This window comes from Sinorhizobium numidicum (assembly GCF_029892045.1).
GTDB classification, from domain to species: Bacteria; Pseudomonadota; Alphaproteobacteria; order Rhizobiales; family Rhizobiaceae; genus Sinorhizobium; species Sinorhizobium numidicum.
Genome location: NZ_CP120368.1, coordinates 2,633,909 through 2,660,694 on the forward strand (window position 1 = coordinate 2,633,909; position 26,786 = coordinate 2,660,694).

The 26,786-nt window shown below is 61.4% G+C and carries 28 protein-coding genes, 1 tRNA gene and 1 pseudogene; 7 read left to right on the forward strand and 23 right to left on the reverse strand.

From position 1 onward, the window contains the following. Nucleotides 1-6: 6 nt before the first annotated feature. Nucleotides 7-1,314, reverse strand: coding sequence for a glucoamylase family protein (locus PYH37_RS23805; protein WP_280736147.1), 1,308 nt, complete (start codon nucleotides 1,312-1,314; stop codon nucleotides 7-9). 297 nt (nucleotides 1,315-1,611) lie between these two features. Here PYH37_RS23805 and PYH37_RS23810 point away from each other — a divergent pair, with 297 nt between their 5' ends. Beyond that, complete coding sequence (locus PYH37_RS23810) at nucleotides 1,612-2,403, forward strand: DUF1194 domain-containing protein (protein ID WP_280733912.1); 792 nt, start codon at nucleotides 1,612-1,614, stop codon at nucleotides 2,401-2,403. Nucleotides 2,404-2,495: 92 nt separating this feature from the next. Here PYH37_RS23810 and PYH37_RS23815 read toward each other — a convergent pair whose 3' ends face one another. The 7 genes from PYH37_RS23815 to PYH37_RS23845 all read right to left on the reverse strand — a co-directional run bounded on the left by PYH37_RS23815 (nucleotide 2,496) and on the right by PYH37_RS23845 (nucleotide 7,813). Next, a complete protein-coding gene (locus PYH37_RS23815) occupies nucleotides 2,496-2,729 on the reverse strand; it encodes a hypothetical protein (RefSeq protein ID WP_280733913.1) in 234 nt (77 codons plus the stop codon). Between the two features lie 233 nt (nucleotides 2,730-2,962). Next, the gene (locus tag PYH37_RS23820; RefSeq protein WP_280736148.1) at nucleotides 2,963-4,174 is read right to left on the reverse strand and encodes a YcaO-like family protein; all 1,212 of its coding nucleotides are present in this window, start codon (nucleotides 4,172-4,174) and stop codon (nucleotides 2,963-2,965) included. After that, complete coding sequence (locus PYH37_RS23825) at nucleotides 4,174-4,389, reverse strand: hypothetical protein (RefSeq protein WP_280733914.1); 216 nt, start codon at nucleotides 4,387-4,389, stop codon at nucleotides 4,174-4,176. The genes PYH37_RS23820 and PYH37_RS23825 overlap by 1 nt, the downstream gene beginning before the upstream one ends. Before the next feature lie 20 nt (nucleotides 4,390-4,409). Then, nucleotides 4,410-6,233, reverse strand: a complete 1,824-nt coding sequence (locus PYH37_RS23830) for an AfsR/SARP family transcriptional regulator (RefSeq protein WP_280733916.1) — start codon at nucleotides 6,231-6,233, stop codon at nucleotides 4,410-4,412. A gap of 120 nt (nucleotides 6,234-6,353) precedes the next feature. Next, on the reverse strand, nucleotides 6,354-6,635 hold the full coding sequence (locus tag PYH37_RS23835; RefSeq protein WP_280733917.1) for a helix-turn-helix domain-containing protein: 282 nt from the start codon (nucleotides 6,633-6,635) through the stop codon (nucleotides 6,354-6,356). Between the two features lie 330 nt (nucleotides 6,636-6,965). Then, nucleotides 6,966-7,379, reverse strand: coding sequence for a hypothetical protein (locus tag PYH37_RS23840; protein ID WP_280733918.1), 414 nt, complete (start codon nucleotides 7,377-7,379; stop codon nucleotides 6,966-6,968). A gap of 44 nt (nucleotides 7,380-7,423) precedes the next feature. Next, nucleotides 7,424-7,813, reverse strand: coding sequence for a hypothetical protein (locus tag PYH37_RS23845; RefSeq protein WP_280733919.1), 390 nt, complete (start codon nucleotides 7,811-7,813; stop codon nucleotides 7,424-7,426). A gap of 495 nt (nucleotides 7,814-8,308) precedes the next feature. Between PYH37_RS23845 and PYH37_RS23850 the strand changes: the two genes are divergently transcribed. After that, nucleotides 8,309-8,590 carry a hypothetical protein gene (locus PYH37_RS23850; RefSeq protein ID WP_280733920.1) on the forward strand — a complete coding sequence of 94 codons (282 nt, stop codon included), beginning with the start codon at nucleotides 8,309-8,311 and terminating at the stop codon, nucleotides 8,588-8,590. A gap of 177 nt (nucleotides 8,591-8,767) precedes the next feature. Here the strand turns inward: PYH37_RS23850 and PYH37_RS23855 are convergent, their stop codons facing one another. After that, on the reverse strand, nucleotides 8,768-9,082 hold the full coding sequence (locus tag PYH37_RS23855) for an EthD family reductase (RefSeq protein ID WP_280733921.1): 315 nt from the start codon (nucleotides 9,080-9,082) through the stop codon (nucleotides 8,768-8,770). A 47-nt stretch (nucleotides 9,083-9,129) separates the two neighbouring features. After that, nucleotides 9,130-9,882, reverse strand: coding sequence for an IS5 family transposase (locus PYH37_RS23860; protein ID WP_425336165.1), 753 nt, complete (start codon nucleotides 9,880-9,882; stop codon nucleotides 9,130-9,132). 44 nt (nucleotides 9,883-9,926) lie between these two features. Between PYH37_RS23860 and PYH37_RS23865 the strand changes: the two genes are divergently transcribed. Next, a complete protein-coding gene (locus tag PYH37_RS23865; protein WP_280733923.1) occupies nucleotides 9,927-10,208 on the forward strand; it encodes a hypothetical protein in 282 nt (93 codons plus the stop codon). Nucleotides 10,209-10,336: 128 nt separating this feature from the next. Here the strand turns inward: PYH37_RS23865 and PYH37_RS23870 are convergent. Further along, nucleotides 10,337-10,412 (reverse strand) — tRNA-Ile (locus tag PYH37_RS23870). Nucleotides 10,413-10,563: 151 nt separating this feature from the next. On the opposite strand from PYH37_RS23870, the gene PYH37_RS23875 reads away from it, so the two are divergent. Continuing rightward, nucleotides 10,564-11,361, forward strand: a complete 798-nt coding sequence (locus PYH37_RS23875) for an SIMPL domain-containing protein (RefSeq protein ID WP_280733924.1) — start codon at nucleotides 10,564-10,566, stop codon at nucleotides 11,359-11,361. Between the two features lie 258 nt (nucleotides 11,362-11,619). Here PYH37_RS23875 and PYH37_RS23880 read toward each other — a convergent pair whose 3' ends face one another. The 4 genes from PYH37_RS23880 to PYH37_RS23895 all read right to left on the reverse strand — a co-directional run bounded on the left by PYH37_RS23880 (nucleotide 11,620) and on the right by PYH37_RS23895 (nucleotide 13,762). Next, nucleotides 11,620-12,003 (reverse strand): hypothetical protein, encoded by a 384-nt coding sequence (locus PYH37_RS23880; RefSeq protein ID WP_280733926.1) that lies wholly within the window; start codon nucleotides 12,001-12,003, stop codon nucleotides 11,620-11,622. A 254-nt stretch (nucleotides 12,004-12,257) separates the two neighbouring features. After that, a complete protein-coding gene (locus PYH37_RS23885) occupies nucleotides 12,258-12,662 on the reverse strand; it encodes a ketosteroid isomerase-related protein (RefSeq protein WP_280733927.1) in 405 nt (134 codons plus the stop codon). Nucleotides 12,663-12,771: 109 nt separating this feature from the next. Next, on the reverse strand, nucleotides 12,772-13,194 hold the full coding sequence (locus tag PYH37_RS23890; protein WP_280733928.1) for a secondary thiamine-phosphate synthase enzyme YjbQ: 423 nt from the start codon (nucleotides 13,192-13,194) through the stop codon (nucleotides 12,772-12,774). 214 nt (nucleotides 13,195-13,408) lie between these two features. Continuing rightward, the gene (locus PYH37_RS23895; protein WP_280733929.1) at nucleotides 13,409-13,762 is read right to left on the reverse strand and encodes a DUF1428 domain-containing protein; all 354 of its coding nucleotides are present in this window, start codon (nucleotides 13,760-13,762) and stop codon (nucleotides 13,409-13,411) included. 143 nt (nucleotides 13,763-13,905) lie between these two features. Between PYH37_RS23895 and PYH37_RS23900 the strand changes: the two genes are divergently transcribed. Continuing rightward, a complete protein-coding gene (locus PYH37_RS23900; RefSeq protein WP_280733930.1) occupies nucleotides 13,906-14,388 on the forward strand; it encodes a VOC family protein in 483 nt (160 codons plus the stop codon). 85 nt (nucleotides 14,389-14,473) lie between these two features. On the opposite strand, the gene PYH37_RS23905 is transcribed toward PYH37_RS23900, so the two are convergent. Further along, the gene (locus PYH37_RS23905; protein WP_280733931.1) at nucleotides 14,474-15,043 is read right to left on the reverse strand and encodes a transglycosylase SLT domain-containing protein; all 570 of its coding nucleotides are present in this window, start codon (nucleotides 15,041-15,043) and stop codon (nucleotides 14,474-14,476) included. 268 nt (nucleotides 15,044-15,311) lie between these two features. On the opposite strand from PYH37_RS23905, the pseudogene PYH37_RS32505 reads away from it, so the two are divergent. Together PYH37_RS32505 and PYH37_RS23915 are read left to right on the forward strand one after the other, a co-directional pair. Then, nucleotides 15,312-15,476, forward strand: a pseudogene (locus tag PYH37_RS32505) (DUF2066 domain-containing protein); the annotation flags it as partial. A gap of 149 nt (nucleotides 15,477-15,625) precedes the next feature. After that, on the forward strand, nucleotides 15,626-16,099 hold the full coding sequence (locus PYH37_RS23915) for a DUF2066 domain-containing protein (RefSeq protein WP_280736149.1): 474 nt from the start codon (nucleotides 15,626-15,628) through the stop codon (nucleotides 16,097-16,099). A 61-nt stretch (nucleotides 16,100-16,160) separates the two neighbouring features. Here the strand turns inward: PYH37_RS23915 and PYH37_RS23920 are convergent, their stop codons facing one another. The 7 genes from PYH37_RS23920 to PYH37_RS23950 all read right to left on the reverse strand — a co-directional run bounded on the left by PYH37_RS23920 (nucleotide 16,161) and on the right by PYH37_RS23950 (nucleotide 26,537). After that, nucleotides 16,161-16,454: a GYD domain-containing protein gene (locus tag PYH37_RS23920; protein WP_280733933.1), complete on the reverse strand. Its 294-nt coding sequence runs from the start codon at nucleotides 16,452-16,454 to the stop codon at nucleotides 16,161-16,163. Nucleotides 16,455-16,732: 278 nt separating this feature from the next. After that, the gene (gene rpoD / locus PYH37_RS23925) at nucleotides 16,733-18,787 is read right to left on the reverse strand and encodes an RNA polymerase sigma factor RpoD (RefSeq protein WP_280733934.1); all 2,055 of its coding nucleotides are present in this window, start codon (nucleotides 18,785-18,787) and stop codon (nucleotides 16,733-16,735) included. Between the two features lie 495 nt (nucleotides 18,788-19,282). Further along, nucleotides 19,283-20,320: an L-threonine 3-dehydrogenase gene (tdh, locus tag PYH37_RS23930; protein ID WP_280733935.1), complete on the reverse strand. Its 1,038-nt coding sequence runs from the start codon at nucleotides 20,318-20,320 to the stop codon at nucleotides 19,283-19,285. 55 nt (nucleotides 20,321-20,375) lie between these two features. Continuing rightward, on the reverse strand, nucleotides 20,376-21,563 hold the full coding sequence (locus tag PYH37_RS23935; RefSeq protein WP_280733936.1) for a glycine C-acetyltransferase: 1,188 nt from the start codon (nucleotides 21,561-21,563) through the stop codon (nucleotides 20,376-20,378). Nucleotides 21,564-21,794: 231 nt separating this feature from the next. Continuing rightward, on the reverse strand, nucleotides 21,795-23,666 hold the full coding sequence (gene recQ / locus PYH37_RS23940; protein WP_280733938.1) for a DNA helicase RecQ: 1,872 nt from the start codon (nucleotides 23,664-23,666) through the stop codon (nucleotides 21,795-21,797). 210 nt (nucleotides 23,667-23,876) lie between these two features. Further along, nucleotides 23,877-25,871 (reverse strand): DNA primase, encoded by a 1,995-nt coding sequence (gene dnaG / locus PYH37_RS23945; RefSeq protein ID WP_280733939.1) that lies wholly within the window; start codon nucleotides 25,869-25,871, stop codon nucleotides 23,877-23,879. A 216-nt stretch (nucleotides 25,872-26,087) separates the two neighbouring features. Beyond that, nucleotides 26,088-26,537 (reverse strand): GatB/YqeY domain-containing protein, encoded by a 450-nt coding sequence (locus PYH37_RS23950; protein WP_280733941.1) that lies wholly within the window; start codon nucleotides 26,535-26,537, stop codon nucleotides 26,088-26,090. Between the last annotated feature and the right edge of the window lie 249 nt (nucleotides 26,538-26,786).

The window sequence follows — 26,786 nt, forward strand, 5'->3', positions numbered from 1 at the left end:
CGGCTATCAGAAAACGCTGGCGGAGAGCCAGCCGCCCTCGAAGCCTGCCTTGCGCAGCCCATAGCGGAAAGCCGGAATGCTGGATGTGAGGTCCCAAAGCAAGCCGCTTCGCCAGTTTTCGATCATTATCACCGAGAGCCCCTGGTCAAGCCCGACGACGCTGTCGTCCACCCATCCCTCGGCGCCTTCACTCGGCAGGCTCGGATTGAAGCCTCCGGGGAGACGGTCGTCATTGAGCAACGCCGGATAGTGCGCCAGGAGATGGGAAAGGCCGCTCAGGCAGGCATCCGGATCGAACGGCAAGCCGGCGAGCGATGCCCAGGGAACGAGCGTTCCGTCGTCGGCGCCGAAGGGCGCACCGCGGGCCGCATAGCCCAGCAATTTTTGCCATCGTCCGTCGCGAAGCTGCAACCAGCCCTTCGGCGCATGGCAGGCGCTGAAGCCCCAGAGATCGCGGCAATAGCCGGCGAAACCGTGGGGGTTCTCCTGCGCATATGCGCGCTGAAGGGCGATCGCCCGGCGCGTGTTCTCGAAATAGTCGCTCGCCACCCTGCGCATCCCGGCATCGCGAAGAGCGCGGAAATCGATCCATGCGTGGGGGAAAAGATGGATGAACAGCGCGCCGGCGTGAAGGTGCGGCATGCCGTCGAGCGTCAGCCATTCATGGGCGGCCGTAGAGGCTTCATAGGTCTCCGGCTCGATCGGATAGCTCGGCGAGCCGAGCGCCAGCACATAGAGTAGCAGCGCCTCGCTATAGCCGCACCACCGGTGCTTCAGGAAGCGGCCGGGCGGCCTCCATCCCATCGTCAGCGTATCGCCGCGATTGAGCGCCCAGGACCAATCCGCCCTTCCGTAGAGCCGCTCTGCAAGGCTCCGGATCTCCGCCTCGGCCTTCCCGCTTCCCGCAAAGTAGGCCGCAGCCGTCAGGACGCCGGCGAAGAGGAGCGCGCTGTCGATGGTCGAAAGCTCGCTGCGCCAAGTCCGCTCTCCGGTTCGCATATCGAGGAAATGATAGTAGAAGCCGCGATAGCCGGTTGCACGCGCGTCGCTCGCCTGCCTGCTGCTCTCGAAGAAACGCAGGGTCGTCAGCACCCGCCGTGCCGCTTCGGCTCGTCCGATCCAGCCGCGCTCCACCGCGACCGGATAACAGGAGAGACCGAAGCCCGTCGCGGCGATGCTCGACGGCGAAGCTCGCCGCGACGTATCGGCCACGAGCCCGGTCCTCTGGTCTGAATATCGAAGGAAATAGCCGAACGCGGCGCGTTGCAGCCGGTCTACACGTGCGAAATACGAATTCGGCGTGGCGTGAACCATATCGGCGTTCTGTTCGGTGACCGTGGTCACATTGGGGCGGCACCCGCCCTACAGCGCCGTGCGTCCTTTCAGACGCACGAAGATCGTGTAGCACTTTGAATTGCTGCATGGAACGCATTGGCTTGGGTGATCACCGAATATTGTAAGTTTGCTCCGCCGCAACAGTCGCCGATTGCTGATCCTGTGGTACATTCCTCTATGGCACTGATCCCAACGCCAAGTTCGATTTTCGCGAAGCGATACTCGGTAAGAGGGACAGAGCGTCCTGACGCTAAATCATGATGATTGGCTGACGCGATGTTGAACACGCTGGCATTGATCCTGGCTCTCAGTGGAAGCCCTATACAATCGGCGTTGCCCGCGGATGTCGACGTGGAACTGGTGCTGGCGGTCGACATGTCCGGATCGATGGACATGGAAGAGGCGCGCGTGCAGCGCTCCGGCTATCTGCAGGCGCTGAGGCACCCGGATTTCATCAACGCCGTCAAGGGCGGGTATCTCGGACGCATCGCCATCGGCTATTTCGAGTGGGCAGGGCTGGTAAACGAAGCCTCCGTCGTCACCTGGCAAGTGATCGACAAAGCCGCCGACGCCGAAGCTTTTGCCGCCAAGCTCGAGGCCCGGCCGATCGGCACGCGGCGCGGCACCTCCATCTCGAATGCGATCCTCTTCGGCACGAACCTCATCGAATCCAACGCCTTTTCAGGAGCCCGGCGCGTCATCGACATTTCCGGCGACGGGCCGAACAATACAGGCCCGCCCGTGAACCCCGCCCGCAATGACGCGGTGGAGCGCGGCATCGTGATCAACGGGCTCGCAATCCTCATCCGCCCATCAGTGTCGACGGGCCCCCTGGACCAATATTACGCGGAATGCGTCATAGGCGGCCCGGGCTCGTTCGTGCTCCCGGTACACGAGCCTGAGGATTTTGCGACCGCGATCCGCCAGAAACTGATCCTCGAGGTAAGCGGTGCGACACCTGCGCCCATCCTTCGCCTCGCCGCGGTCGCGCCCACGGCAGACTGCCTGATTGGCGAAAAACTGCGACCTGGATTTCTCGATAGGGTTTATCCGGAACTCGATCGGTAACGTGTTGCCGGGACAAATGCAAAGTCGCCGCACGGATCATCCGAGGCGGCGACTTCCATGATTATTGCTGGCGACTGCCCCTCTTTTGCTGCTCACTGCAGGATGCGAGTGCGGGACTCGAAATCCGCCCCCGCAACGGTCAGCTCCCGTCGATCACGGAGTTCATTGGAGACGGCTTGCAGCGCCATTTCGACGCAATATTCCAGAGCCTGCGCATCCAGCGCCCGGGCACTATCGCGGATATAGGCCAGCATTCTCGCGATGCTGGCAAGTTCCGTCTCATGGTCAGTCGAAGTCGTAGCAAGATTGTTCATTTGAACCCCCATTACGTGCTCTCGTTGGGGTGGAATATAAACGAATTTGGCGGTTCCGCGCGTTGCACGAGCGTTGCACACGTCATGGTCGTATTGCGTGTCGCTTTTCGCTTGCGGGGAATCAAAATTGCTGATCGTTTCGCGCGAAAATGGCCCTTCGTCCGGCCTGTCGACCAGCCCGCAAGCGGGGAGAAGGACACGCTTGGCAGGGCGCGGCTTGCCCCCTCTCCCTTCTTAATCCCGCATCATGAGAAGATCGCCTTCGAAAGCGCACGCGGTCCGAAACGGCGCGCCCTCTCGCCTTCCGGGTTCTCGAGATCCGGAACGAAAACCTTGACGACGGAAAACGGCAGACGCTCGCAAGACAATCGCACGGTAATAACGGATTGCGCTCCCGCTCCCTTGACGCAATCGAGGACATGGCCCAACAGGCCGCCGAGATCCATCCCGCCGTCCCGGGGTTCGGCCGCAACCGGTCGCGGCTCAGCGAGGAAGGCGCGTCGCGTAGATTCCGGCAAAGGCCGGTTGAAGGTTTCGGGATAGACGTCGTCCCGGGCGCCGCTGATATAGGTGAGCCGCGATTGCGCCGCCTCCGTCACCGCCCTGATCGCCGCCCGCACCGCCGAGAGATGCGCGCCGCTGCCGCTTGTCACCTCGACGAAGCGAACATGGCTGCGGATAGCCGTGTCACGTGGTCCCAGGAGAGCGAGAAAGCAGGGGATGTCCGTGTCGCAGCTTATATCGAAAAGTCGGAGATCCAGTTCCGCAGTTTTTATGCGCTCAATCAAAGCGTTTAGCGCCGGATCGCCAAGTGTTTCAGGGGCGACACAAGCCTGATGACGAGCGTCCGAACCGGACACGCGCCACAGGGCATGCGCATCACGCTCGACCCGCTCCAGCAAGCCGTGCAGTATCGCCTCCTCGACTACATTTCCAGACGCTAGGCCATCCGACGACATCCAGAAACGTGAGGCCCGTGTACGGTCGAGCATGGCCGCTTCCAGCGGGACAAGCGTTTCACGGCCGGAAATCAGATCGACGCCGGCAACCCACTCGACTTCGTCATCCGGCCGGATGTCTTCCTGGCCTGCGGCGATCAACCCGTCCAGCGTATTGAACATCCGTCCGGAGACCTGCAAATTGCGGGCCGTACCCACGATGGTTGCGACCGACGGCGCGCCGGCAACCGTACGTTCGAGGGCCTCCATCGTTGCGGAAGTTCTGGCATCCGCGTCCGACAGCCCTTTGCCTTGGGCGACCACGATCGACCGGGAGTTCGGCGTATAGGCGCACCAGACCGGGATCCCGACCTTGTCGAGCCCCGTATGCCGGGCGACGCGCGTCACGCCAAAGTCACCAAGCAAGGGTCGAACGCGGGCGAGCGTTTCCTCAGGGTTGCACGCCCGGTCGGAATAAACACCGTCCCCGTTCGCCCGTCTTTGGATCTCCAGGCTGATCACCCGTCAAAATGGCCCGAGAACACCTCGTCAGCGGACGACACCGCCACCGCGAAGTCGACGCTTTTGATGACGGCGCCGCCCTTAGCGCGAAGACTGTTCGCGGTCGCCAGATCGCCCGTCACCGAATCGAGCGGCCTTACCGTCCCGTTGCCCAAGTCCGCCAGCCACAGGCCGGGTTCGCCGGGAATCCCAATCACAACAACTTTTGCCATATCGCCCCTCATGCCTCTGATCAAAACCCCGCTTTTTTCAGTCCCTCGCGATAGAGGTCCTTCTGCCACTGCTCTTTCATCGGAACGACGGCAAGCCACTTGTCGACATCGAAGCTCGGATTGATCTTCAAAGCCCGCATCCTATGCGCTCGAGCTTTCTTGCGGTTCCCGAGCATCGCCCAGCTCGCCGCAACGATCCTGTCCCCCGGCGTCTTGTCTTTCATCCTTTGCGCAAAGCCGATTGCCTCCTCGTATTGCCCGAGGAAATAGCTGGCACCCGCCGCGCTCCAGAGATAGGCGTCCGGCGCCAGCGGATTGAGCGAAAGCGCCTTGCCGAGCTTCTCGAGGGCCTCGGCCGGGCGGGCGGCGTGAACGAGGGTATCGGCGTGGCTATAGAGCACGTCGGCGTAATGCGGGCTTAGCTGTTCGGCCAGATCCAAGGCAGCGAGGCTTTCGTCCAAATCGCCCTGATAGAGCTTCACCACACCCAATTCGCGGTGTGCGGCAGGAAGCTGTTCGTTGCTTTGCATCGCCCCCCTCGCATGGCGCTCGGCAAGCGACAGAAGATCGTTGTTACCCTGCGCGGTCAAAAGCCATTCGGTCGCATAGGTTCGCGATATTCCGCTCAAGGCCGGCGCGAAATCCGGCTTGAGCCTGATTGCGTCGCGGAAGTCACGACGGGCCCTGCGAACGTCCGGCAAGCCGAGACCGGACAGATGGCGCAACCCGCCGAGATAGGCGTAGTAGGCCTCCGGATGCGCCGCGTAATCCAGGTGCTCCGCCTGCCCCCTCTCGACCTGCTCCGTCACCGCACGCGCGACATGATAGGCGATTTCCTGGCGCTGCTGTATCAGCCCCACAGGCGAGATCGTGAAGCGGTCCGCCCATATGATTTCGTCGGAGGGAAGAAAGATAAGCTGCGTGAAAAGCCCCTGGTCCGAAAGGCGACAATCGAGCGCGTAGGTGACGCCATGTTTCTGAAGGAACGCGGCCTTGTCCGCCGCGTCGCGAATTCGCTCGGCGGTGTAGGGCGCGACAACCGACATCGAACGCAGCGAACAGAGCCCGATCGTGATGTCCTCGATCACCGCGACGCTGACGGTGTGAAGCGTTGGGTCGCCGCCGAGCGCGGCAGGCGGAAGCAATGCGACGCGCGGCAACGGCGGGGCGGCGGGCGAAGCGCCTTCCACCGTCTCCCCGACGAATGCGGTCGGCTGCAGCAACACTCTGGCTGGCGTGCGGCCACCGTTCAGCAGTTGGCCGTGGCCGACGCGTTCCAGGATTTCCAGAACGGCCGTGTCGGCCGGGTCGAGTTCGAGGAGATGCGCGCAGGCTGAGCGCAGCATCGACCTGTCGGCGAAGCGCTCTTCTGCATCGATGAGCGCCTTGCGCAGCATTTCTGTGAAACCCTGCCGCTTCCGCATGATCCAGTCCGTGTACCGGCCAGCCGGCAGGTCCGCCGAAGCCAGAAAAGACTCCCGCCAAAGCGCCAGGGCTTTGCGGAAGGTCTCCTCGGAGCCGCCCAGCGCGTCGAACCCAGACACGTCGCAAGACAATGTCCCCAGCGCCACCTCGCTCTCTATCGAGGCAAGCAGCGGTCCGTCGGCTGTCGCAAGGTGCCGCATGCGCCAGAGGGTGGAACGCAGGTTCTTGAAGGCGACGCTCTTTTCCCGGTCGGGCCAGATCAGCGTCGCGAGCTTCTCGCGAGAGGCCGTTTTCTGTTCCGACACACACAGGTAAGCGAGGATCAGCAGGCCCCGCTCCGGACACGCCGCAACCCCGCCGCTGGAGTCGACCAGCCGCAGTTCCCCGAATGTCTGTAGGTGATAGCCCCCGCCTACCATGGAAGCCTCAGCCGCTCGAAGGGCCTGGAGCCCCGCCCCTGGCGGCCAGTCGAACGACCGGCTGCCGGTTAGCGCTCTGCGATTTGAACATCACCACTTTGTCTATGCCCCCTCTTTCCCTCAAGCGAATGTCGAAAGATCGGTCACATCACGCAATCCGCCGCCGGTCGATGGCGGTGAATTTTTGAAGAAGAAGGAAAAGTGTACGTCGAGAACGTCCGCAATATCATGCAGCCGGCTCGCGGACACCCGATCGACACCCTCTTCGTATTTCCGGATCTGCCCAGGCGCGACACCCAGCGCACCGGCAAGCCCGTCCTCGCTCATTCCCAACATGGTGCGGCGAAACCGAATGCGACCACCGACAAAAATGTCGATGGGATTGGGCGAGGTAAAACCCATCTGCGCCTCCGCATGATCCGATGGCTGCCCCTTCTTTGAGGATGCTTGAAAAACGGAGACGTTGCAACTCGCAGCTTTGGGCGATGCACAGGGTTCTCGTCATGGAGGGCGTCCATGGCTAGAGGCACAGCACATCGTCTTGGGGATCCGGCCGGCTCAATGCGCGTGGGGCTCGAGGCAATATCGTTCGAGAGAGAGAGAGAGAGAGAGAGAGAGAGAGAGAGAGAGAGAGAGAGAGAGAGAGAGACTCTGTCGCAGGTTTCCCGGCGGATAGCCACCGCTCCCCGCAGCCGTTCTATCCGCCGGGTCGATCGTTCGGGGACCGCCCGGTTACCATGACCTCCAACCACTCGACCAGTAACGCCCCTTGAGATCGCTGAGGCGGTCTTCAAGGTCCGCAATGATGTCCTCGAGACGCGAGGATCGCCGCATCGGCCAATATGAATATGAACGGCTGGTACTTGCAATGAGCAGCCCGGCCACGGCCATTAACGCGAGTGCGGTCCAAGCCGGATGTTCCCTCGCCATTTCGCCTGTCCTGCGGCCCGTGTCCATGACCCTGGTGGCGACGGCTCTACCGGACGGAATCTCCAGGTCGGAGAGCATGTCTTTGAGCGAGTCGACCTGCTCGCGAAGCCACTGAACCTGCTCCTCGATCGGCTGCTCCGGAACACCGACCTTGCCGGTCTTCGTATCGACCACCCCACGGGGCACCGCGGCACCGAGTTCATTCTTATCTGCCATTATCCTGATCCTCCAAATCGAGCCCATTCCAAAGGTCTGGGCGACTACCGAGGAAAACGACTGCCGGGGCGAGGAGTTCCTTGGGCGGTGGGAAGTGGTGGAAGATGTCGGGAATGGTGGGCCCGGAGGGCCAGCAAAATCGCAATCTTTTCAATGGGGTTTGCCAAATTTTCGGCGGATGAATTCCCTATCCGTTCCATAGTTTGCCAAATTGCCAAATCGCCCTCGATGATACGTTCATGGGCTTCCGGGAACCTTTGCTTCTTCCTTTCGGGAAATCGCGACCTCGGCTTTGGCTCCTTTGGTCGCGTCACTTGCTCAAGCATCGAGCGCCTTATGCGGATCGGCGGGTCGCCGCCGAAGATGTGAATGCGCGGCGTCCCGTCATCATCAATCCAGATGATCTCGCTCCGGACGACCACCTCGTCGCCCACCTGAATTTCCTCCCTTGCCGTCACCGCCGGTGTCAAACGGTGATCGGCGGCGGCCGTCGGGTCGCGGCGCTCAAGACGCGCACCAACGAAATCTCTGCTTAGGGTTTAGCTCGTGACCTCTCAAGGTTGCTGTGATAACGTCAGACTTCCTTGACGACATTGTTTCTGGGGCTGCTCCGGGTGCAGGACTGATCCCGCAAACTACCCTGGGCGCAAAACGAGAAGGGGTGGACGGATGGCATGGAGTTTAGGTGAAGTGTGGCTTCAACCCGGCCAGTCTGAGAGGCGGTGGTATACCTTTGGGGATCCTCCAAGCTGGATCGGGCCGCAAGTTCTCTTTCCTAGAGCCCTAAATGCTCGGGGAGTGCTGGCCGTTCGGGACCCGGGCACTGAGGCCCTCCCCATTAGCTTGGGAACCCGTTACTGGGCGACAATCGTAAATGTGAGCCCCCCAGGCGAGTGGGTTAATTATTCTCTAACGGGGGGCGAACTAAAATGACGTTCAAGAGAGCCGCCAACTTATTTGTACGGACCAACGCGTCCGGTGACATCCTCAGCATTTTTTGGCCTTTTGAGACCGTGGAACAAGGTGGCCCGGATCAAACAGGTGTTGCCCTTTCGGATGGCGAAAAGTTACACAATGTCGCCGTTCCTCCTGATTTGTATGATGCTGTTTCGGTACGGGACTTACCTGCAGACTTGTTTGGCAATTACGATCTCCAAGTCGACGAAAAGGGCAACGCCCTACTTGTGAGACGCGGGCTCGAAGGGCACTAGGTCGCCGACTCATAAAGCGCATCCAGATTTTGGCTGAAGCGAGTTTGACGAGAGCAAGGTAGTTTTCGCTTCGACGGCAACTACATGTTCCCGATCGTCGACCGGTTCGGCACCATGGATCAGGTGCGCCAGCACTACGCCGATCCCGGAACGGCTACGTCTGACGCGCCGAAGCCCCTACCCTCCAACGATTTCGCTGATCTGCACGATGGGCGCGATGTCCGTATAGTTGGCGACGTCCGCGGCGATCTCCGCGCGGTGGGGACCTAACGCCTCCTGGAATATCGCCAGGGTCGGCGAGTAGACGTGGCACGCCGCGACGAACTCCGGCGCGCTTCCAGGTTCGCGACCCGCAAGGCCCTTATCGATCTCGTAGCGCAGGCAGGCATCGCCGAGCCGTTCCTGGATCAGTGGCATGTGGCGGGTGCGGTAGTAGTCGTGATCGAACTTCGAGCCGCCATCGGCCGGATAGTAGACGCTCATCTTGATCATGGTCGGGCTCCTGCCTGAACGCCTCTCCGAGCGTCCGAGGGGCCTTTCTAGCTCACCGGCTCGTAAAGCCGCAACCAGATTTTGGCTGAAGCGAGTTTGACGAGAGCAAGGTAGTTTTCGCTGTGCTTTTCGAAGCGGGTGGCGATGGCACGGAAGTGCTTGAGTTTGCTGAAGAAGCGTTCGACGAGGTTGCGGTAGCGATAGAGAAAGGCGCTGAACGGCGGGCGGCGTTTGCGGCCGGGCATCGGCTTGATGTTGGCCCATACGCCGCGCGCGGCCATCTCGAGGCGCAAGGCATCACTGTCGTAGGCGCGATCGGCGAGCAGCACGTCGCCGCCGCCGAGCGTATCGAGCATGTCGGCGGCGCTCCTGCCATCGTGTGCTTGTCCGGGCGTCAGCTTGAGCGCGATCGGCAGGCCGCGCGCATCGACCAGCGCGTGGATCTTAGTGGTCACTCCACCGCGCGAGCGCCCCATGCATCTGTCGTCAGGCTCACGCCCCGGGGGCGGTATCCGGCGCGTCCCCTTTTTACCGTTGGCACCATGCTGATGAACCCGGATCGACGAGCTGTCGATCATCTGCACATCGCCATCGTAAGCCATTGACACAGCATCGAAGAGCCGGTCCCATACGCCCGCCTTGCGCCATCTGACGAAGCGGTTGTAGCAGGTCGTATACGGGCCGTAGCGCTCGGGAATGTCCGCCCACGGCGAGCCGGTCCGAAGACGCCAGTAAATCCCATTCAGAACACGCCGGTCGTCAACCCGAAGCCTTGGAGCCTCTGCGCCGCGACAAGGAATTCGTGCTTTTGAACGGCTATGGCGTACCTTTTTCGGAGAAGTCCTTGACCGGAATGATGGCGCATTGGACGCACCAAGCGGGCATGCCGAAGGGCTATACCTTGCACGGCTTGCGGAAATCCTATGGCGGCGATCTGACCGAAGCGGGCGCCTCCGAAATGCAGCAGAAAGACATGCTCGGGCACACCACCCTCGATGAGGTGGTCAACTATGCAAAGGGAGCAAGCAAGCTCAGATTGACGGTCGAGGGAACCCGGCGGCTGGAGGAATACCATGAAAAGCGGGCCAAAAAGCCTCGCCTGCGGGTGGTCGGCGGCGGCGAATGATTTGAGCAAGAACCGGCGAATCAAAAGAGGGCGGCGCTTCAGCCGCCTTTTTTGTTGCCAATTGTTTGCCAAGCTTGCCAAAATCCAGTTGGCAAACCGCCCCTTAACTAATTGATTTTAAAGGAAAATGGTGGGCCCGGAGGGACTCGAACCCCCAACCAAGCGGTTATGAGCCGCCGGCTCTAACCATTGAGCTACAGGCCCTGTCGACTGTCGCAGTCGCCGCGAACCAATGGTAATTCGCGTATGGCAATGGCTCTAACCGAAAACCTTTTTGACGACAAGCCATTGCCGCAATGCCTACACAATCGATAAGCATGGAATCGAGGGACAAAACAACCGGAGAGAAACAATCATGATGTCTACACGCGTTGCCCGCACGATTCATGTCGTTGCCATGGCCGCCGCTTTTGCCGGGGCGTTCGCTGCGGTCGCGGCGGCGCAGGATAATGCCGATGGCCAGGGGGGCGGCCAGCGGGACGGCAAGGGACGCCCGGATGGCATCAGGGGCCGTCAGGCGGTTATCAAGGTCTCCGGTGAGGGCCGCTCGACCACGGCGCCCGACATGGCGATCCTGCAATTGAGCGTCGTCAAGGATGCGAAAACCGCGCGCGAGGCGCTCGACGCCAACAACAAGGCGATGGCGGAGGTGCTTACGGCGCTGAAGGAAGGCGGCATCGCCGAGCGCGACCTGCAGACCAGCGGCTTCTCGATCAATCCGCAGTATAATTACCCGCCGAACAATGACGGCGGCAACCGGCCGCCGGAACTGGTCGGCTACCAGGTGGTCAACGGCGTTACCGTGCGCGTCCGCGATCTCGGCAAGCTCGGCGAAATCCTCGACAAGTCGGTGTCTCTCGGCGTCAACCAGGGCGGCGGCATCGAATTTACCAATGACAAGCCGGAGGATGTGATCACCGAGGCGCGCAAGAAGGCCGTCGCGGACGCCATCGCCAAGGCCAGGGTGCTCGCCGAAGCGGCCGGCGTCTCGCTCGGCCGGCTGATCGAGCTCGCTGAGCAGCCGTCGCGGCCCGAGCCGCTCCCGGTGGTGCGCAGCATGGCCAAGGAATTTGCCGCCGATGCGGTGCCGGTGGCGACGGGGGAGACTGCCTATACCGTCACCGTCAACGTGACCTTCGCGGTCAACCAGTAAGCGCCGGTTTGGCCCTGAGCCTGCAAGGTTCAGGGCAATTCTGACATCTTCAGACCGGCAAAAGATGGGCCTGGGCCGAAAAACAATGAGCCCCTCACGCTGCTGCATGTTCCTTAATCGGAACCGATTAACGGACAAAACATGCAGCAAATTCAAAGTGCTACAGCGATCTTTGTGCGTCTGAAAAGACGCACGGCGCTGTAGGCGTGAGGGGCTCATTTCCGTCGGCCGGGGGAGACAAGACGGAAATTCGAGAATTTACCAGCGACCGATGAATGGGCATCCGCGCACATTGGCGAAGACGATCGTTTGGTTGGAGCCGCGACGGCGGCCTTCGACGACGACGCGCCGACGCGAGACATCGGCTACATAGGCCCGGCGCAGGCCGCGATCACGTGCCTTCTCGACGGCGATCCACGGAGCGCAGCGGCCGCGGCGTTCGCCAAAGCCCGGGCGATAGCGGTCACGGCGCCAGTCGCGCTCATCGCCGTAGCGGTCGTAATCACGATACTGGACATCGACGCCGCGCGGAGAGCCGAATTCGAAGACGAACGATTCAGCGGAAGCTGTGGAGGCCGCACCGGCAAGACCGGTCAAGCCGAGAACGGCTGCTACGGCGGCATTGACGAGGAATTTTCTCATGGCGATTCTCCGGTGTAACGAGGGTTCATTGGCGGTTATCGTTTTTCAGCGATTGAGCCAAACATAGACCGGATAAACTGAACGCTACCGGAACCCTCCGTTCATGTGCTGTTCAGGTTGATGAATCCCTTCCTCGAGGGAACGAAGCGCGAAAGGATTCGTTCCCGCGCTAAAGCGCGCCGCGCGCGCCGGCGGTTGCGCAAAGTCGTTGAATTGCAGCGCAATTCTGGAGATTGCAGGGAGGAAGAGCGGCTTCAGCCAGCCAGCTCCTGTTCAAAAATGCGAATGTTGCGATAGTGGCTCAAGCGGGTGATGGCACCATCCTCGATCTCGAAAATGAAGACGCTCGGAATGGAGTAGGACTGACCCGAGGCCTCGGGAAAGCCGGTCATGGTTTCGCGATAAGTGCCGCGCGCGGTCATGTCCGCGGCCACGCGCTGCCCGAAAGCATCATGCATCAGCACGACGTCGCTGAAAGTCTCGTCGAAATGGCGCAGATAGCTCATTACCCAGGCTCGCAGCGGACCGACGCCAACGGTTCGCTGACCGGTAACGGAATCGAGCGCAACGTCTTCGTCGACAAGCGTGGAGAGGGCATCGAAATCGCGATCGTTGAGGGCTTCGATGAAGCGGCTGGCGATCGTCTGGGCGTCTGTCATTATCTCCCCCTGAACTCGAAGGCGCAGTTACTCTACTGCGTCGTCCCTTCAAAAAACGGAACCGATTTAGGGATAAAACCACGCAGCAACGCAAAGTGCCACAGCGACCTCAGTTGCCGAGATGCAAGATCACCTCGCGACGGTGTGGGCTGTCGCGATGCTCGAAAAGATAGATCCCCTGCCACGTACCGAGCGACAGGCGCTGGCCGGCGACCGGGACACCGATCGAGACCTGCGTCAGCGCCGCCTTGATATGCGCGGGCATATCGTCCGGCCCCTCCTGCGTGTGGATGATCCACCGCATGGACGGGTCGGAGGACGGCGGCACCAGGCGGCGAAAGAACTCGTTGAGATCGCGTTTTACGTCCGGATCGGCGTTTTCCTGGATGAGCAGCGACGCCGACGTATGACGGACGAATACCGTCAGGAGTCCCTCCGTCACGCCGGAAAGCCGCACGAACTCGGCGGCTTCATCAGTAAACTCGTAGAGACCCTGGCCGTTTGTAGCGATAGTGATGGCGGTTTGCGGCATGTCTTCCCGTTTGCCCTGCTCGATCTCGCGACTGCATGGTTCACCCATTCGAACCGATGAAGGCGGTCGGCAATTATTCAATGTAGCACGATCGACAGAAACGCGCATGGCCGGAACGCCACGCGATCCGGCCATGCGAGCGGCAGTTGCCTAGATGGGAGCCGAAGTTGTTACAGTCACCTTGTCCGTCTGAAAGGACGCGCGGTGCTGTAAGTTACAACTCCAGGAAGGGCTTGAAGCCGCCGTAGATCATCCGCTTGCCATCGAAAATGGATTTCCACTCGTCTCCCTGGAGCCGCGGGTCCGCCATCACCTTGGCGACGATCGCATCGCGGTCCTCGCGCGACTTGTAGAGCACCCAGGAGAAAACGACCGTCTCGTCATCCTTGGCCTGTACCGCGCGCGGAAAGGACGTAACTTCGCCATAGGGCACGTCGTCACCCAGGCACTCGACATAGCCGAGCGCGCCATGTTCCTTCCAGACGTCGCCGGCCTTTCGCGCCAGGTTCTTATAGGCCTCGACATTTTCCTTCGGCACCGCGATGAGAAAACCATCGACATAGGACATGTCCACCTCCTCTGCTTGAAAGACAACAAAGGACGATCGAGGCGGAAAGGTTCCGACAGTTTGCAAATATTCGACGCGGCTGTCGGGAGAGCATCTTTCCGATCGTCCTCGGTTCGCAAGAGCTATCCCAAGGGAGAAACGCCATGCAGAAGATCACGCCATTCCTCTGGTTCGACAATCAGTTGGAAGACGCCATCGAATTCTACACCTCGATTTTCCGCAATGCCCGCGTCGAGGGCATCAAGCGAGGGCCGGACGGCAAGGCCTTCACCGCCAGCTTCGAGCTTGAGGGCCAGCACTTCATGGGTCTTAACGGCGGGCCGCATTTCAAGTTCACCGAGGCGATCTCGTTTTTCGTCCGATGCGCGGGTCAGGCCGAGGTCGATTACTATTGGGACCGCCTGATCGAAGGCGGGATGCCGCAGCGATGCGGCTGGCTGAAGGATCGCTACGGCCTATCCTGGCAGATCATTCCGGATGCGCTGATGCGCTATCTCAGCGACCCCGACAGTGCGAAGGCTGGCCGGGTGCAGCAGGCGATGATGGGCATGGTCAAGATTGACGTTGCGGGTCTGGATGCAGCAGCGGGAGATACGACATGTTTCCTTAAATCGGCACCGATTTGAGGATGAAAACATACAGCAATTCTAAGGTGCCACAGCGACCTTTGTGCGTCTGAGAAGGCGCACGGCGCTGTGGGCAAGAAGCTCCTCACCCGCCGCAGGTCTGCAGCTGACGCGCGTAGAGTGCGGCCATATTCGCCGCCCTCTTGGCGCCGGTTTTGGCCGTGTCGCTCCAATTGCCGCGCGCGTAGCCGCCTTGGCCATGGTAGTAGGCAACATAGAGCCGATAGGGATCGTTAAGCGCAATGCCGTTCTGCTGGTGGCTTTGATTGTGGTACCACGCAATGAAGCGGATGGCGTCGCCGAAGTCCGATCGGCGTGCGGTCCAGCGCCCGGTCTCGCTTTGGTAGCGCGCCCAGGTGCCGTCGAGTGCCTGGGAATAGCCGTAGGCCGAGGAAACCCGCGTCCAGGGAATGAATCCGAAGAGCTTGGTGCGCGGCGGCTTGGCGTTGTGACGGAAGCCGGACTCCGTATAGATCGTTGCCATCAGCACCGGCACGGGCACGCCATATTCGCGCTCCGCCTGATAGGCGGCGCGGCGCCAATTGTTGAAAAGGCCATCTCGCTGCTCGAAAACCGCGCAGGCGTTCCGGGTCTCTCTCGGTACCGTTCCGCAGCCGGCCAGCAACAGGAGGACGACGACAAATACGCAACGCATCGTGGAACCTCTCGTTTGCGAGAGATTGATAAAACGTAAATGTTAAGGATCGGTTTTGAAGCGAAGTTGAACGATTTTAAGGATCGCAACTTCACGACGAACGAAGTCCATGCAGCAGTTCAAAGTGTGACAGCGATCTTTGTGCGTCAGATAAAGACGCACTGCGCTGTAATATTTTGCACTGTAGCATTGGCCGCCGATCGCGAAGACAACTGGAGGCGGCAGACCGATGGTGGTGGGGAAGAGAGCGGTTGTAATGCTGCTGGCGATGTTTGCCGGCGCGGCCGCCGCCGACAGCGTCCGCGATCTCTACACGAGCGACGCGATCGTCACAGGCACCGCCGAGGAAAACCGGCAGATCGGCTTTCGCGAATGCCTCGGCGAAGTTCTGATAAAAGCGTCGGGCGACCAACGGATCCTGGAGCTTCCGGCATTGGCGCCGCTCATGCAGCGCGCGGGCAGTTTCGTTGCAAGCTTTTCCTACCGCGATCGACTGGAAGGTATTCCGATCCATGACGAACAGGGCACGCACGACCGCCCGCATGACCTGACCTGCGCTATGAGCCGGCGACCATCGATCCGCTGCTCCATACTCTCGGGCGCAAGCCTTGGCTCGCACCGCGCCCTCGGCTGGCCGTCTTCCTTGCCGTTAAAGACCAGCAGCGCAGCTTCGTGCTGGCGAGCGACGGCCAGGAGAGCCCCTATATGGCGCAGTCGCTCGAAGCTGCGACCGTACCCCTCGCCCTTGCGATAAAGCTGCCGGAGAGCGCTGTTGTTGCAGCCGAACGGCTTGACGCCGCCGCCTTGGCAAGGGCGGAACCGGCGCGGTTGAACGCATTGGCAAGGATGATCGGCGGCGAGGTGCCGCTCGCCGGTACGCTCGCATGGAGCGATGCGGCGCTCGGCTGGATTGCCGACTGGCAATTGCTCGCAGCCGGAAAAACCCATCGCTGGCAGGTGAGCGGCGTCAGCTTCGACGACGCGTTCCGCAACGCTCTCCGCGGCGCGGCGCAAGTCCTCTCAGGAAACGGCGCGCCTCCTGACGACAGCCGCTGACGCTTTCCTAATCGCCAGAGCAGGATGGGAAAAAGCGTTCCGCATCCCGCTCCAACTTATCTTAGCTGAGCGTGCCGATCAGTTCACGATAGGCAGCCTCGGGAAAAGCTTTCAACGTGCGGGTCCGCACATTGCCGTTCATGCCGAGGGTGAGCGCAAACCGCGCGGCCACCGCATCGTCCGGCGCCTCGCAAATTGCGACCATGTCGTATTCGCCCATGGTGAGGTAAAAGTCCTTGAAGGAGCCGCCCATCTCTTGGAGCAGCTTCCTGGCGGCATCCAGCCGCTTCGGAGACTCGCGAACGTTCTTGATGCCCTGCTCGGTCCAATTGAGAAGCACGACGTAAGTGGTCATCTGACACCTCCCCTTAGAGCACCTGCTTTCGGCCGAAAGCTGGGAAAGCAGATAAGATGCTCCGGATGCAAAGTGCTGGAGCGTTGTTGTGCGTTAATCACAACGCGCGGCGCTCCAGAGCACGGGTTTACGCCTTGCGGTGCAATACTCCTCTCGCACTGCCAAGAGTGCCCTTTCGGTGCAAGCCGGAAAGTATAGTCCCAGGCACAGAGGCGAACAAGCGCGCATGAAAAAAGCCGGGCACAGGGCCCGGCTCTTTGTAACGCGTCTCAGAACGTTCAGCTGTCGAGGAACGAGCGCAGCTTGCGCGACCGGCTCGGATGCTTGAGCTTGCGCAGTGCCTTCGCTTCGATCTGGCGGATACGCTCGCGGGTGACCGAGAACTGCTGCCCGACCTCCTCAAGCGTATGGTCGGTATTCATGCCGATGCCGAAGCGCATGCGCAGCACGCGCTCTTCACGCGGCGTCAGTGAAGCGAGGACACGGGTCGTCGTTTCGCGCAGGTTCGCCTGAATGGCGGCATCGATCGGCAGCAGCGCGTTCTTGTCCTCGATGAAATCGCCGAGATGCGAATCCTCTTCGTCACCGACCGGCGTTTCGAGCGAGATCGGCTCCTTGGCGATCTTCAAGACCTTGCGCACCTTCTCGAGCGGCATGGCGAGTTTTTCCGCCAGTTCCTCCGGCGTCGGCTCGCGGCCGATCTCGTGCAGCATCTGGCGCGAGGTGCGGACGATCTTGTTGATCGTCTCGATCATATGCACCGGAATGCGGATCGTGCGGGCCTGGTCGGCGATCGAACGGGTGATCGCCTGCCGGATCCACCAGGTCGCGTAGGTCGAGAACTTGTAGCCCCGACGGTACTCGAACTTATCAACCGCTTTCATCAGGCCGATATTGCCTTCCTGAATGAGATCGAGGAACTGCAAGCCCCGGTTCGTGTATTTCTTGGCGATGGAAATCACCAGGCGCAGGTTGGCCTCGACCATTTCCTTCTTGGCGATGCGCGCTTCACGCTCGCCCTTCTGCACCATCGACACGATGCGGCGGAACTCGGCGATGGAGATGCCGGTCTCGGTCGCAAGATTCTGGATCTCCTGGCGGATATCGCGGATCGTCTGGTTCTCGGCCCTGGCGAATTCCTTCCAGCCCTTGCCGGCGAGATTGCTGATCGACTTCATCCAGTTCGGGTCGAGCTCGGCGCCAGAATATTGCTCCAGGAACGAGTCGCGCTTGACGCCGTAGGATTCGGCAAGACGCAGCAGCCGGCCTTCGTTCTGCATGAGCCGCTTGGAAATGTCATAGAGCTGCTCGACCAGCGCGTCGATGCGGTTCTGGTTGAGCGACAGCGACTTCACCGCCTTGATCAGCTCATCCTTCAGCTCCTTGTAGCGGCGCTCCTGCGCCGGCGAGAGCGTGCCGGTCGCAGCAAGACGCGCTTCGACCTGCTGGTCCTGGAGCTTCCTGAGCTTCTTATAGGTCTCGGCGATGATGTCGAGCGTCTCCATCACCTGCGGACGCAGTTCGGCTTCCATCGCGGCGAGCGAGAGGTTCGATTCATCATCGTCCTCCTCCTCTTCCTCGACCGGCTGACTGTCGCCGCCGACATTGGTGATGTCGTCGTCATTGGCCGCCGCACGCGTCTTGCGCACCTTTTCCTTCTCTTCGGCAGCCTTGCGGTCCGCCTCGATCTTTTCCGCGCTCTGGAACTGCGGGGCAGCCTTGGCCTCGGGACCGGAATAGGTGGTTTCGAGATCGATGATCTCGCGCAGAAGCGTCTGGCCTTCGTTCAGTTCGTCGCGCCAGATGATCAGTGCCTGGAAAGTAAGCGGGCTTTCGCAGAGACCCGCGATCATCGTCTCGCGGCCGGCCTCGATACGCTTGGCGATCGCGATTTCGCCTTCGCGGGAGAGAAGCTCCACCGAGCCCATTTCGCGCAGATACATGCGCACGGGGTCGTCGGTACGGTCGGTCGGCTCTTTCTTCTTTCCGGCCGCAAGCGCGGTGCCGGTGGAGGTGGCCAGTTCGCCGCCCTCGCTCTCGCCCTCGTCGCTGCTGTCCTCGTCGTCGCCGCCGGCCGCTTCCTCGGCTTCCTCGTCCTCGATGACGTTGATGCCCATGTCCGAAAGCATGGACATCGTGTCTTCGATCTGCTCGGAGGTAACCTCCTCGGAGGGAAGAACGGAGTTGAGCTCGTCCATCGTCACATAGCCGCGCTTCTTGGCGGCCTTGATCATCTTCTTGACAGCGTCGTCGGAAAGATCGAGAAGCGGGCCGTCCGGAGCGCCTTCGCGTTCAACGTCTGCTTCTTCGTTTTCTTTGACTTTGGTTGCCATTTATTCGTCGCTTTCCTTGTCGCAACCGGCGTAAGCCCGGTGCCAATACTGCTCGGAGGTCCGGGTACGCCGCGTACCCGCCACCGAATCATTTCCCCTGACGTAACGGGATGAAGTTTAATTCCTGATTAACCACGATAGCGATCGCGATTGAACGGGCAAGCTCCGACAGTCCTGCCACTGACTCGTCCCTGGCATGATTTCCTATCCGCCGTACCATATCGCCATTTCTGCTTGAAATGGTGATTCCCAGAATTTTCGGTCCCGTCAAGCATTTCCGGTGAAAAACCGCGTAAATCGGCAAAAAACGCTTCTCCGCGGGTTTCTGCGCTGTTTATCAGCTTTCGCTCAAGATGTAGGAACGGCCTTTAAAAAGACAAGGGTTGCGGCCTTTTTCCCCGACAAGGCGCTGTTGCCGCGATGAAGCCGCACCAGCCGAATGGTGCGCGCCCGCTAAAATTATAGAGATCGCCGTCGGAACCGTGGGCGCGTCGGTTACATCCAATCCATCACCACCTTGCCCGAGTTGCCGGAGCGCATCGCCTCGAAGCCCTCGCGGAAATCGTCGATGCCGATCCGATGGGTAATGACCGGCGATAGGTCCAATCCGCCCTGGACGAAGGCGATCATCTTGTACCAGGTCTCGAACATTTCGCGCCCGTAAATGCCCTTGAGATTGAGCATCTTGAAGATGACCTTATTCCAATCGATCTCGAAACCGGCGGGCGCGATGCCGAGAATGGCGATCTTGCCGCCATTGTTCATCTTGTCGATCATGTCGCGGAAGGCAGATGCGGCGCCCGACATTTCGAGGCCGACGTCGAAACCCTCGGTCATGCCGATCGACCGCATCACGTCCGCCAGGTTCTCCTTGGACGCGTCGACGACGTAATCGATGCCGACCTTGCGCGCGAGATCGAGCCGAACGGGATTGATGTCGGTGATCACCACCTTGCGGGCGCCGGACCGCTTGGCGACCATCGCGCCCATGATCCCGATCGGTCCGGCACCGGTGACGAGCACGTCTTCGCCGACAAGATCGAAGGAGAGCGCCGTATGCACTGCATTGCCGAAGGGATCGAAGATCGCGGCGATCTCATCCGGCACGTCGTCGGGCATCGACACGACATTATACTCCGGAAGGCAGACGAACTCGGCGAAGGCACCCGGGCGGTTGACGCCGACGCCGAGCGTGTTGCGGCAGAGATGCCCCCTGCCCGCCCGGCAGTTGCGGCACTTGCCGCAGACGATATGGCCCTCGCCGGAGACACGCTCGCCGACATGATGTTTGGTGACAGCGGAGCCGACTTCAGCGATCTCGCCCATGAATTCGTGGCCGACCACCATCGGCACCGGAATCGTCTTCTGCGCCCACTGATCCCAGTTCCAAATATGCACGTCGGTGCCGCAGATCGCCGATTTCTTGACACGGATCAGAACGTCGTTCGGCCCGACCTCCGGCACCGGCACGCGCTCCATCCAGAGGCCAACCTCAGGTCTCGTCTTGACCAGCGCCTTCATCATGTTGGTCATCGCAATGTCCTCACTTGTCCGCAGCGCGCGGCTCCCTCATCGCTTGTGTTGCCCCTCAAATCACACTCAGTTCGCGTCCCACCTCCTCGAACGCGTCAATCGCGCGCCGGACGTCCTGTTCGCTATGCGCAGCCGACATCTGCGTGCGGATGCGCGCCTGTCCCTTCGGCACCACCGGGAAGGAAAAGCCGATGACATAGACGCGCTTGTCGAGCATGCGTGCCGCCATTTCCTGCGCCAGCGCCGCATCACCGAGCATGACCGGGATGATCGGATGACCTTCGCCCGCAAGCGTGAAGCCGAGCTTCGACATTTCCGCGCGGAAGAGCGCCGCATTCGCATAGAGCCGCTGGCGCAGGTGATCGCCGTTCTCGATCAGTTCGAAAACTTTGAGGGATGTAGCCGCGATCACCGGTGCAAGCGTGTTGGAGAAGAGATAGGGCCGCGATCGCTGGCGCAGCCACTCGACGACGTCTGCCTTGGCCGACGTGTAGCCGCCCGATGCCCCGCCAAGCGCCTTGCCGAGCGTGCCGGTGATAATGTCCACCCGGCCTTCGACGCCGCAATGTTCGGCCGAACCACGCCCATGCTTACCGACGAAGCCGACCGCGTGGCTATCGTCCACCATCACCATCGCGCCGTATTTTTCCGCAAGATCGCAGACGCCCCGCAGGTTGGCGACGATACCGTCCATCGAGAAGACGCCATCCGTGGCGATCAGCTTGAAGCGGCTGCCTTCTGCCTTTTTCAGTTCCTCTTCCAGCGCCGCCATGTCGTTATTGGCGTAACGGAACCGCTTCGCCTTGGAAAGGCGCACGCCATCAATGATCGAAGCGTGGTTTAACGCATCCGAAATGACCGCGTCTTCCTCTCCGAGCAGCGTCTCGAACAGCCCGCCATTGGCGTCGAAGCAGGAGGAATAGAGGATCGTGTCTTCCATGCGCAGGAAAGAAGAGATCCGGGCTTCGAGCTGTTTGTGTTCTTCCTGCGTGCCGCAGATGAAGCGCACCGACGCCATGCCGTAGCCGTATCGGTCGAGCGCCTTCTTGGCGGCCTCGGCAAGCTCCTCGTTATCGGCGAGGCCGAGGTAATTGTTGGCGCAGAAATTCAGAACCCGATCACCGGAAGCGACCTCGATTTCACCCGATTGTTTGGAGGTGATGACGCGCTCGGATTTGTAAAGCCCGGCCGCCTTGAGACCGTCGAGTTCCGAGCGGAGGTGAGTAAGAAAGGCAGAGGTCATGAGAGGCCGCTTTCGAACAAAGGAGTTTGTCTAGACAAATAGCACGATGGCTAGCGACGCACAGCAAATTCTCGCTGCATTGTCGAGGTGAAACGCGCGGGATTCAAGCGTCTTCCGCGCCGCCGACGCGGCGCTGCTGGATCCCTGTGACAATCCCTGTGCTCGTTACAGGGATCCAGCCACGGCGCGTCTGCGTCGTGAATGAGCACAGCGCACCTTGGCCGAACCGGATCAACCACCGCCTTCTTCAAACGCATCGATCACCGCCAGGAAAGCTTCGCCATACTTCTCCCGCTTGCTCTCGCCGATGCCGGGAACATCAAGGAGATCCTCGAAGCCGCGCGGCCGCTGCTTGGCGAGTGCAATCAGTGTCGTATCCGGGAACACGACATAGGGCGGCACGTCCATGTCGCGGGCAATCGCGAGGCGCTGCGACCGTAGCTTTTCGAAGAGCTCGAGATCGGAGCCGGCCAGGTCCGAACGCTCGCGCGCCGTCGCAGATTTCGTCCCGCGCGCGGCCTTGCCGGAACTCGGACGGTCTTTGCGGAAAAGAACCTGTCGTTCGCGACGAAAGACGCTGCGCGCCTCGGGTTCGAGCTGCAGCGCGCCGAAGGCGGAATGGTCGACCTTGATCAGCCCGGCGGCAAGCAACTGCCGGAAAACCGATTGCCAGGTGCGTGGCGGCAGATCCTTGCCGGCGCCGAACACCGGCATATCGACATGGCCAAATCGTTCGGTCTTCTCGTTGATCGTTCCCATCAGCACGTCGATCACGTGACCAGCACCGAAACGCTCGCCGGTCCGGTAGACGGCGGCAAGCGCCTTGATCGCGGCTTCCGTTCCGTCCCAGGTCTCGACTGGTTTCAGGCAGGTGTCGCAGTGGCCGCAGCGGCCGGGATGCGCCTCGCCGAAATGCGCGAGGATTGCCTGCCGCCGGCAACCGGCCGTCTCGCAGATCGCGAGCAGCGTGTTGAGCTTGCCCCGTTCGATGCGCTTGATCTCCTCGGGCGAGCCGCCCTCATCGATCATTCTTCGGCGCTGAATGACGTCGGCCATGCCATAGGCCATCCAGACCTCGGAAGGCAGCCCGTCGCGCCCCGCCCTGCCGGTCTCCTGATAATAGGCCTCGACCGAGCCCGGCAGGTCGAGATGGGCGACATAGCGCACGTCCGGCTTGTCGATTCCCATGCCGAACGCCACCGTCGCGACGAGGCACAGCCTTTCTTCCTTTAGGAATGCGTCCTGATGGGCATCGCGCAACGCCCGATCCATACCGGCATGATAGGGAAGCGCGCGTATCCCTTGCGTGTTCAACCATTCCGCCGTGTCATCAACCTTGGCGCGCGACAGACAATAGACGATGCCGCTCGCATCCTTGAAGCGGGACAGGAAACGCAGGAGCTGCTGGCGCGGCTGGTCGCGTTCGACGATCTCGTAGGCGATGTTCGGCCGGTCGAAGCTGGTGGTGAAAACCCGCGCGCGGTCGAGCCCCAGCCGCTTGATGATGTCGTCCCGCGTGTGCGGGTCGGCCGTCGCCGTGAGCGCGATGCGCGGGACGCCGGGAAAACGGGATGCGAGACAGCCGAGGCCGCGATATTCCGGCCGGAAGTCATGTCCCCATTGGGAAACGCAATGGGCCTCGTCGATCGCAAAAAGCGCTATGTCCGTATCGGCGACCATGTCGGCGAAGGCATCCGTGACGGCGCGCTCAGGCGTGACATAGAGTAGATCAAGCGCGCCTGCGGCAAGCGAATGGCGGACCGCAATCGCCTCGTCGCGTGTCAGCGAGGAATTGAGCGCGGCGGCACGAACGCCGAGTTGCTTCAGCGCTTCCACCTGGTCGCGCATCAGCGCGATCAGCGGAGAGACGACGATGCCGACGCCGTTGCGGCAGAGTGCTGGAACCTGGAAGCACAGCGATTTGCCGGCACCCGTCGGGAAAAGAACGACCGCATCGCCGCCTGCCACCACATGCTCGACGACATCCTGCTGTTTGCCGCGGAAGGCCGAATAGCCGTAGACGCGTTTGAGAACGTCGAGAGGATTGCCGGTGCCTTCCGTTTCGAACAGGCGCGCGGCAGTGCTGTTGTGGCTATCGTGCATGGAATCGCTTTCGTCGGGCGGGGCAGTATGGCGTCTCGGTAGGTCGGATGCAAACTGGCGGAGGATTACCCCTGGCCCTGCCCTCTTCCCGCAGTCGGGCGAGGGTGTGTCGCGCCTGCGGCTCGATAGTGCCCGCGTGATCCTTCTCACCGCGCCCGCGAAAAGGTGCCGGCAGGCGGATGAGGGCAGCCTCAACATTCGGAAAAAAACCTACCGCGCAGCTGGACCCTTCACGCGCCCGGAGAGCACGCCAAAACCCTCGATGATCGCCTCGAGCTTGTCCATGCGGTGAAGTTCGAGCTGCACCTCCTCCATGGCCCGCACGAGGCGCTGGCCCTGTTCGATATCCTGGGCCGCGGCCGCCTCGGCGATCTCGCGTTCCAGCTCCCGCTTCTGCCAGAGGAGTGCTTTCGTCCGGCGGTGGAGCGTGAGGGCCTGGAGATAGCCTTCGCGCGCGTCCTCGGTCGCCGCCGCGATCGTCGCCGTCCACAGCCGGGCGTAGCGGACTTGCTGGTCGAGCGCGCCGATGAGCGCACCAAATCCCTCGGCCTCCAGTTGCTCCACGAGACTTTCCCGCGTCAGTCGCGGCCCGTTAGTCGCCGCGGCATTGAGGACCGCGGCCCAGCAGCGCTGCAGGTCGCGGTGATCGAATTCGATGGTCGATATTTCATCATATTCATCGAACAGCAGTTGCGGGTGATTGACAATGGTGAGTGCAAGCACGCTTTCGCGCAGCACTGGCGGCCGCACGGAACGAGCCGCCTTCATCATCTGGTTAAGCTTCGAACTACCCGCGGTCCCGGCTTCAACAACTGCGCCCATCACAGGATCGGTAGGCGGCATCGACCTTCTGCCGCCTTGGCGCCCACCCCGGTCGAACGACCGTCGTTGGCTCCTGAACGGCGGCGCGCTGCCTTGCAGGAAGGCATTCAACCGGTCGCGCATATCCTGGCCGTAATGGCGGCGCACGCTCTCGTCGGCAATGACGGAGGTCACCTGCCTCAGACGCGCTTCCAGTTCGGCGCGCTTTTCCGGCGTGTCGAAGTCACCGCCCTGAACTTCGCGCAGCCATACCATTTCGGCGAGCGAGCGAGCGTTGGCGAGCACCTTGTCGAACGGCTCGCGTCCCTCGTGGCGCACGAGGTCGTCGGGGTCCTTGCCATCCGGCAGCATGGCGAAGCGGACGGAACGTCCAGGCTTCAGATGCGGCAGCGCCAGATCGACCGCGCGATTGGCCGCGCGAATGCCTGCACCGTCACCGTCGAAGCAAAGCACCGGCTGCGGCGTCATCTTCCAGAGAAGGTCGAGCTGGTTTTCGGTGAGCGCCGTGCCGAGCGGCGCCACTGCATTCTCGATGCCGGCCTGATGGAGCGCGATCACGTCCATATAGCCTTCGACGGCTATGATCGTTCCCGCCCCGTCCGCGCCTTGCGAAGCGCGTCGGGCGCGCGTGAAATTGAAGAGCACATTGCCCTTGTGGAAGAGCTCGGTCTCGTTCGAATTCAGATATTTGGCCGGCGCATCCGGCGACATGGCGCGGCCGCCGAAAGCGATCACTTTCTCGCGCGAGGAGAGGATCGGAAACATGATGCGGTCGCGGAAGCGGTCATAGGAGACCGGTATATCCGGCCCGTGCACCACAAGGCCGCAATCCTCGATCTGCTCCTTGCCGACGCCCTTGCCGGCAAGAAACTCCTTCAGCGCATTGCGGCTGTCAGGCGCAAAGCCCAGTCGAAATGTCTCGATCGTGCGACCGTTCAAACCGCGCTCGCGCAGATAGGCGCGCGCCTTCGCGCCGTTTGCCGTCTGGAGCTGATCCTGGAAGAACTGCGTCGCCAGTTCCATCACGTCGAGCAGGCTCGTGCGTTCCTTCTCCCGCCGCTCGGCCTGAGGGTCCGGCTGCGGCATGGCGACACCTGCCAAGTCGGCGATCTGCTGCACGGCTTCGGGGAAGCTCAGGCCTTCGAGATCGGTCAGGAATCGGAAATGGTCGCCGGAAACGCCGCAGCCGAAGCAATGATAGCGGCCCTTGCGATCCTCGCAGTGGAAGCTCGGCGACTTCTCCCCATGGAAGGGGCAGCAGGCCCAGTAGTCGCCGCGCGGGACATTGGTCTTGCGCCGGTCCCAGGTGACGCGCTTGCCGATCACGTCCGAAATCGGAACGCGGTCGCGTATCTCGTCGAGGAAGGACTGTGAAAAGCGCATGGACAACGGATACCTCTAGCCGATCTTCATATAAGCGGCATGGCTGACGGAAGCCACCGCCGTGATCCGCGGGTACCCGCTATTCACAGGCGGCCGGCATGCGCGGTGGGGCGCAGTCGGGCTGTCCAAGCAAGCATGTCGCGCGACCAAGCGTCGCGTCTGGTGAGGATAAGTCGGAGCGAAGGGCGCCCGCCAAACCGCGGCGGGCGCGCCAGCTTACTTCAGCAGCTCCTTGACGACGCCGGAGGCCTTGGCGAAATCCATCTGGCCGGGATAGCGCTCCTTCAGCGCGTTCATGCACTTGCCCATGTCGCGAAGGCCATGGGCTCCCGTCTCGGCGACGATTGCGGCACAGGCCTGCTTCACCTTCTCTTCGGAGAGCTGCGCGGGCAGGAATTGGTTGATGATCGCGATTTCCTGCCGCTCCTGCTCCGCGAGTTCGGGACGGCCACCCTCGTCGTAGATGCGAGCCGATTCCTCACGCTGTTTGATCATCTTGGCAAGGATCTGCAAGATCTCGTCGTCACCGACCGGGTCCTTGCCCTGACCGCGATTGGCAATGTCGCGATCCTTGATCGCAGCCTGGATCAGCCGAACGGTCGATGTGCGTCGCGTATCCTTGGCTTTGAGTGCCTCTTTCAGTGCGTTGGCGAGTTGGTCGCGCATGTCTTACTCCATGTCAAAACCGGCCCGCGCTACCTGTGCCCGGAACCGGTTCGAATACATCGTTGTTGTCGTCGTCTTAAACCAGTGCGGCGGGCGCAATCAAACGGATTACGCAACCGCTTGAATTCTAAGGAACTTTATTTCCCGGCAATTCACAGCGGCTGGTTGACCCGGTGAACGCCTTTGGCTATTTTCCGGCACCTGCACGACATCGGCATGAATCCATTTTTCGCGGGGCTTCCGCGCGCC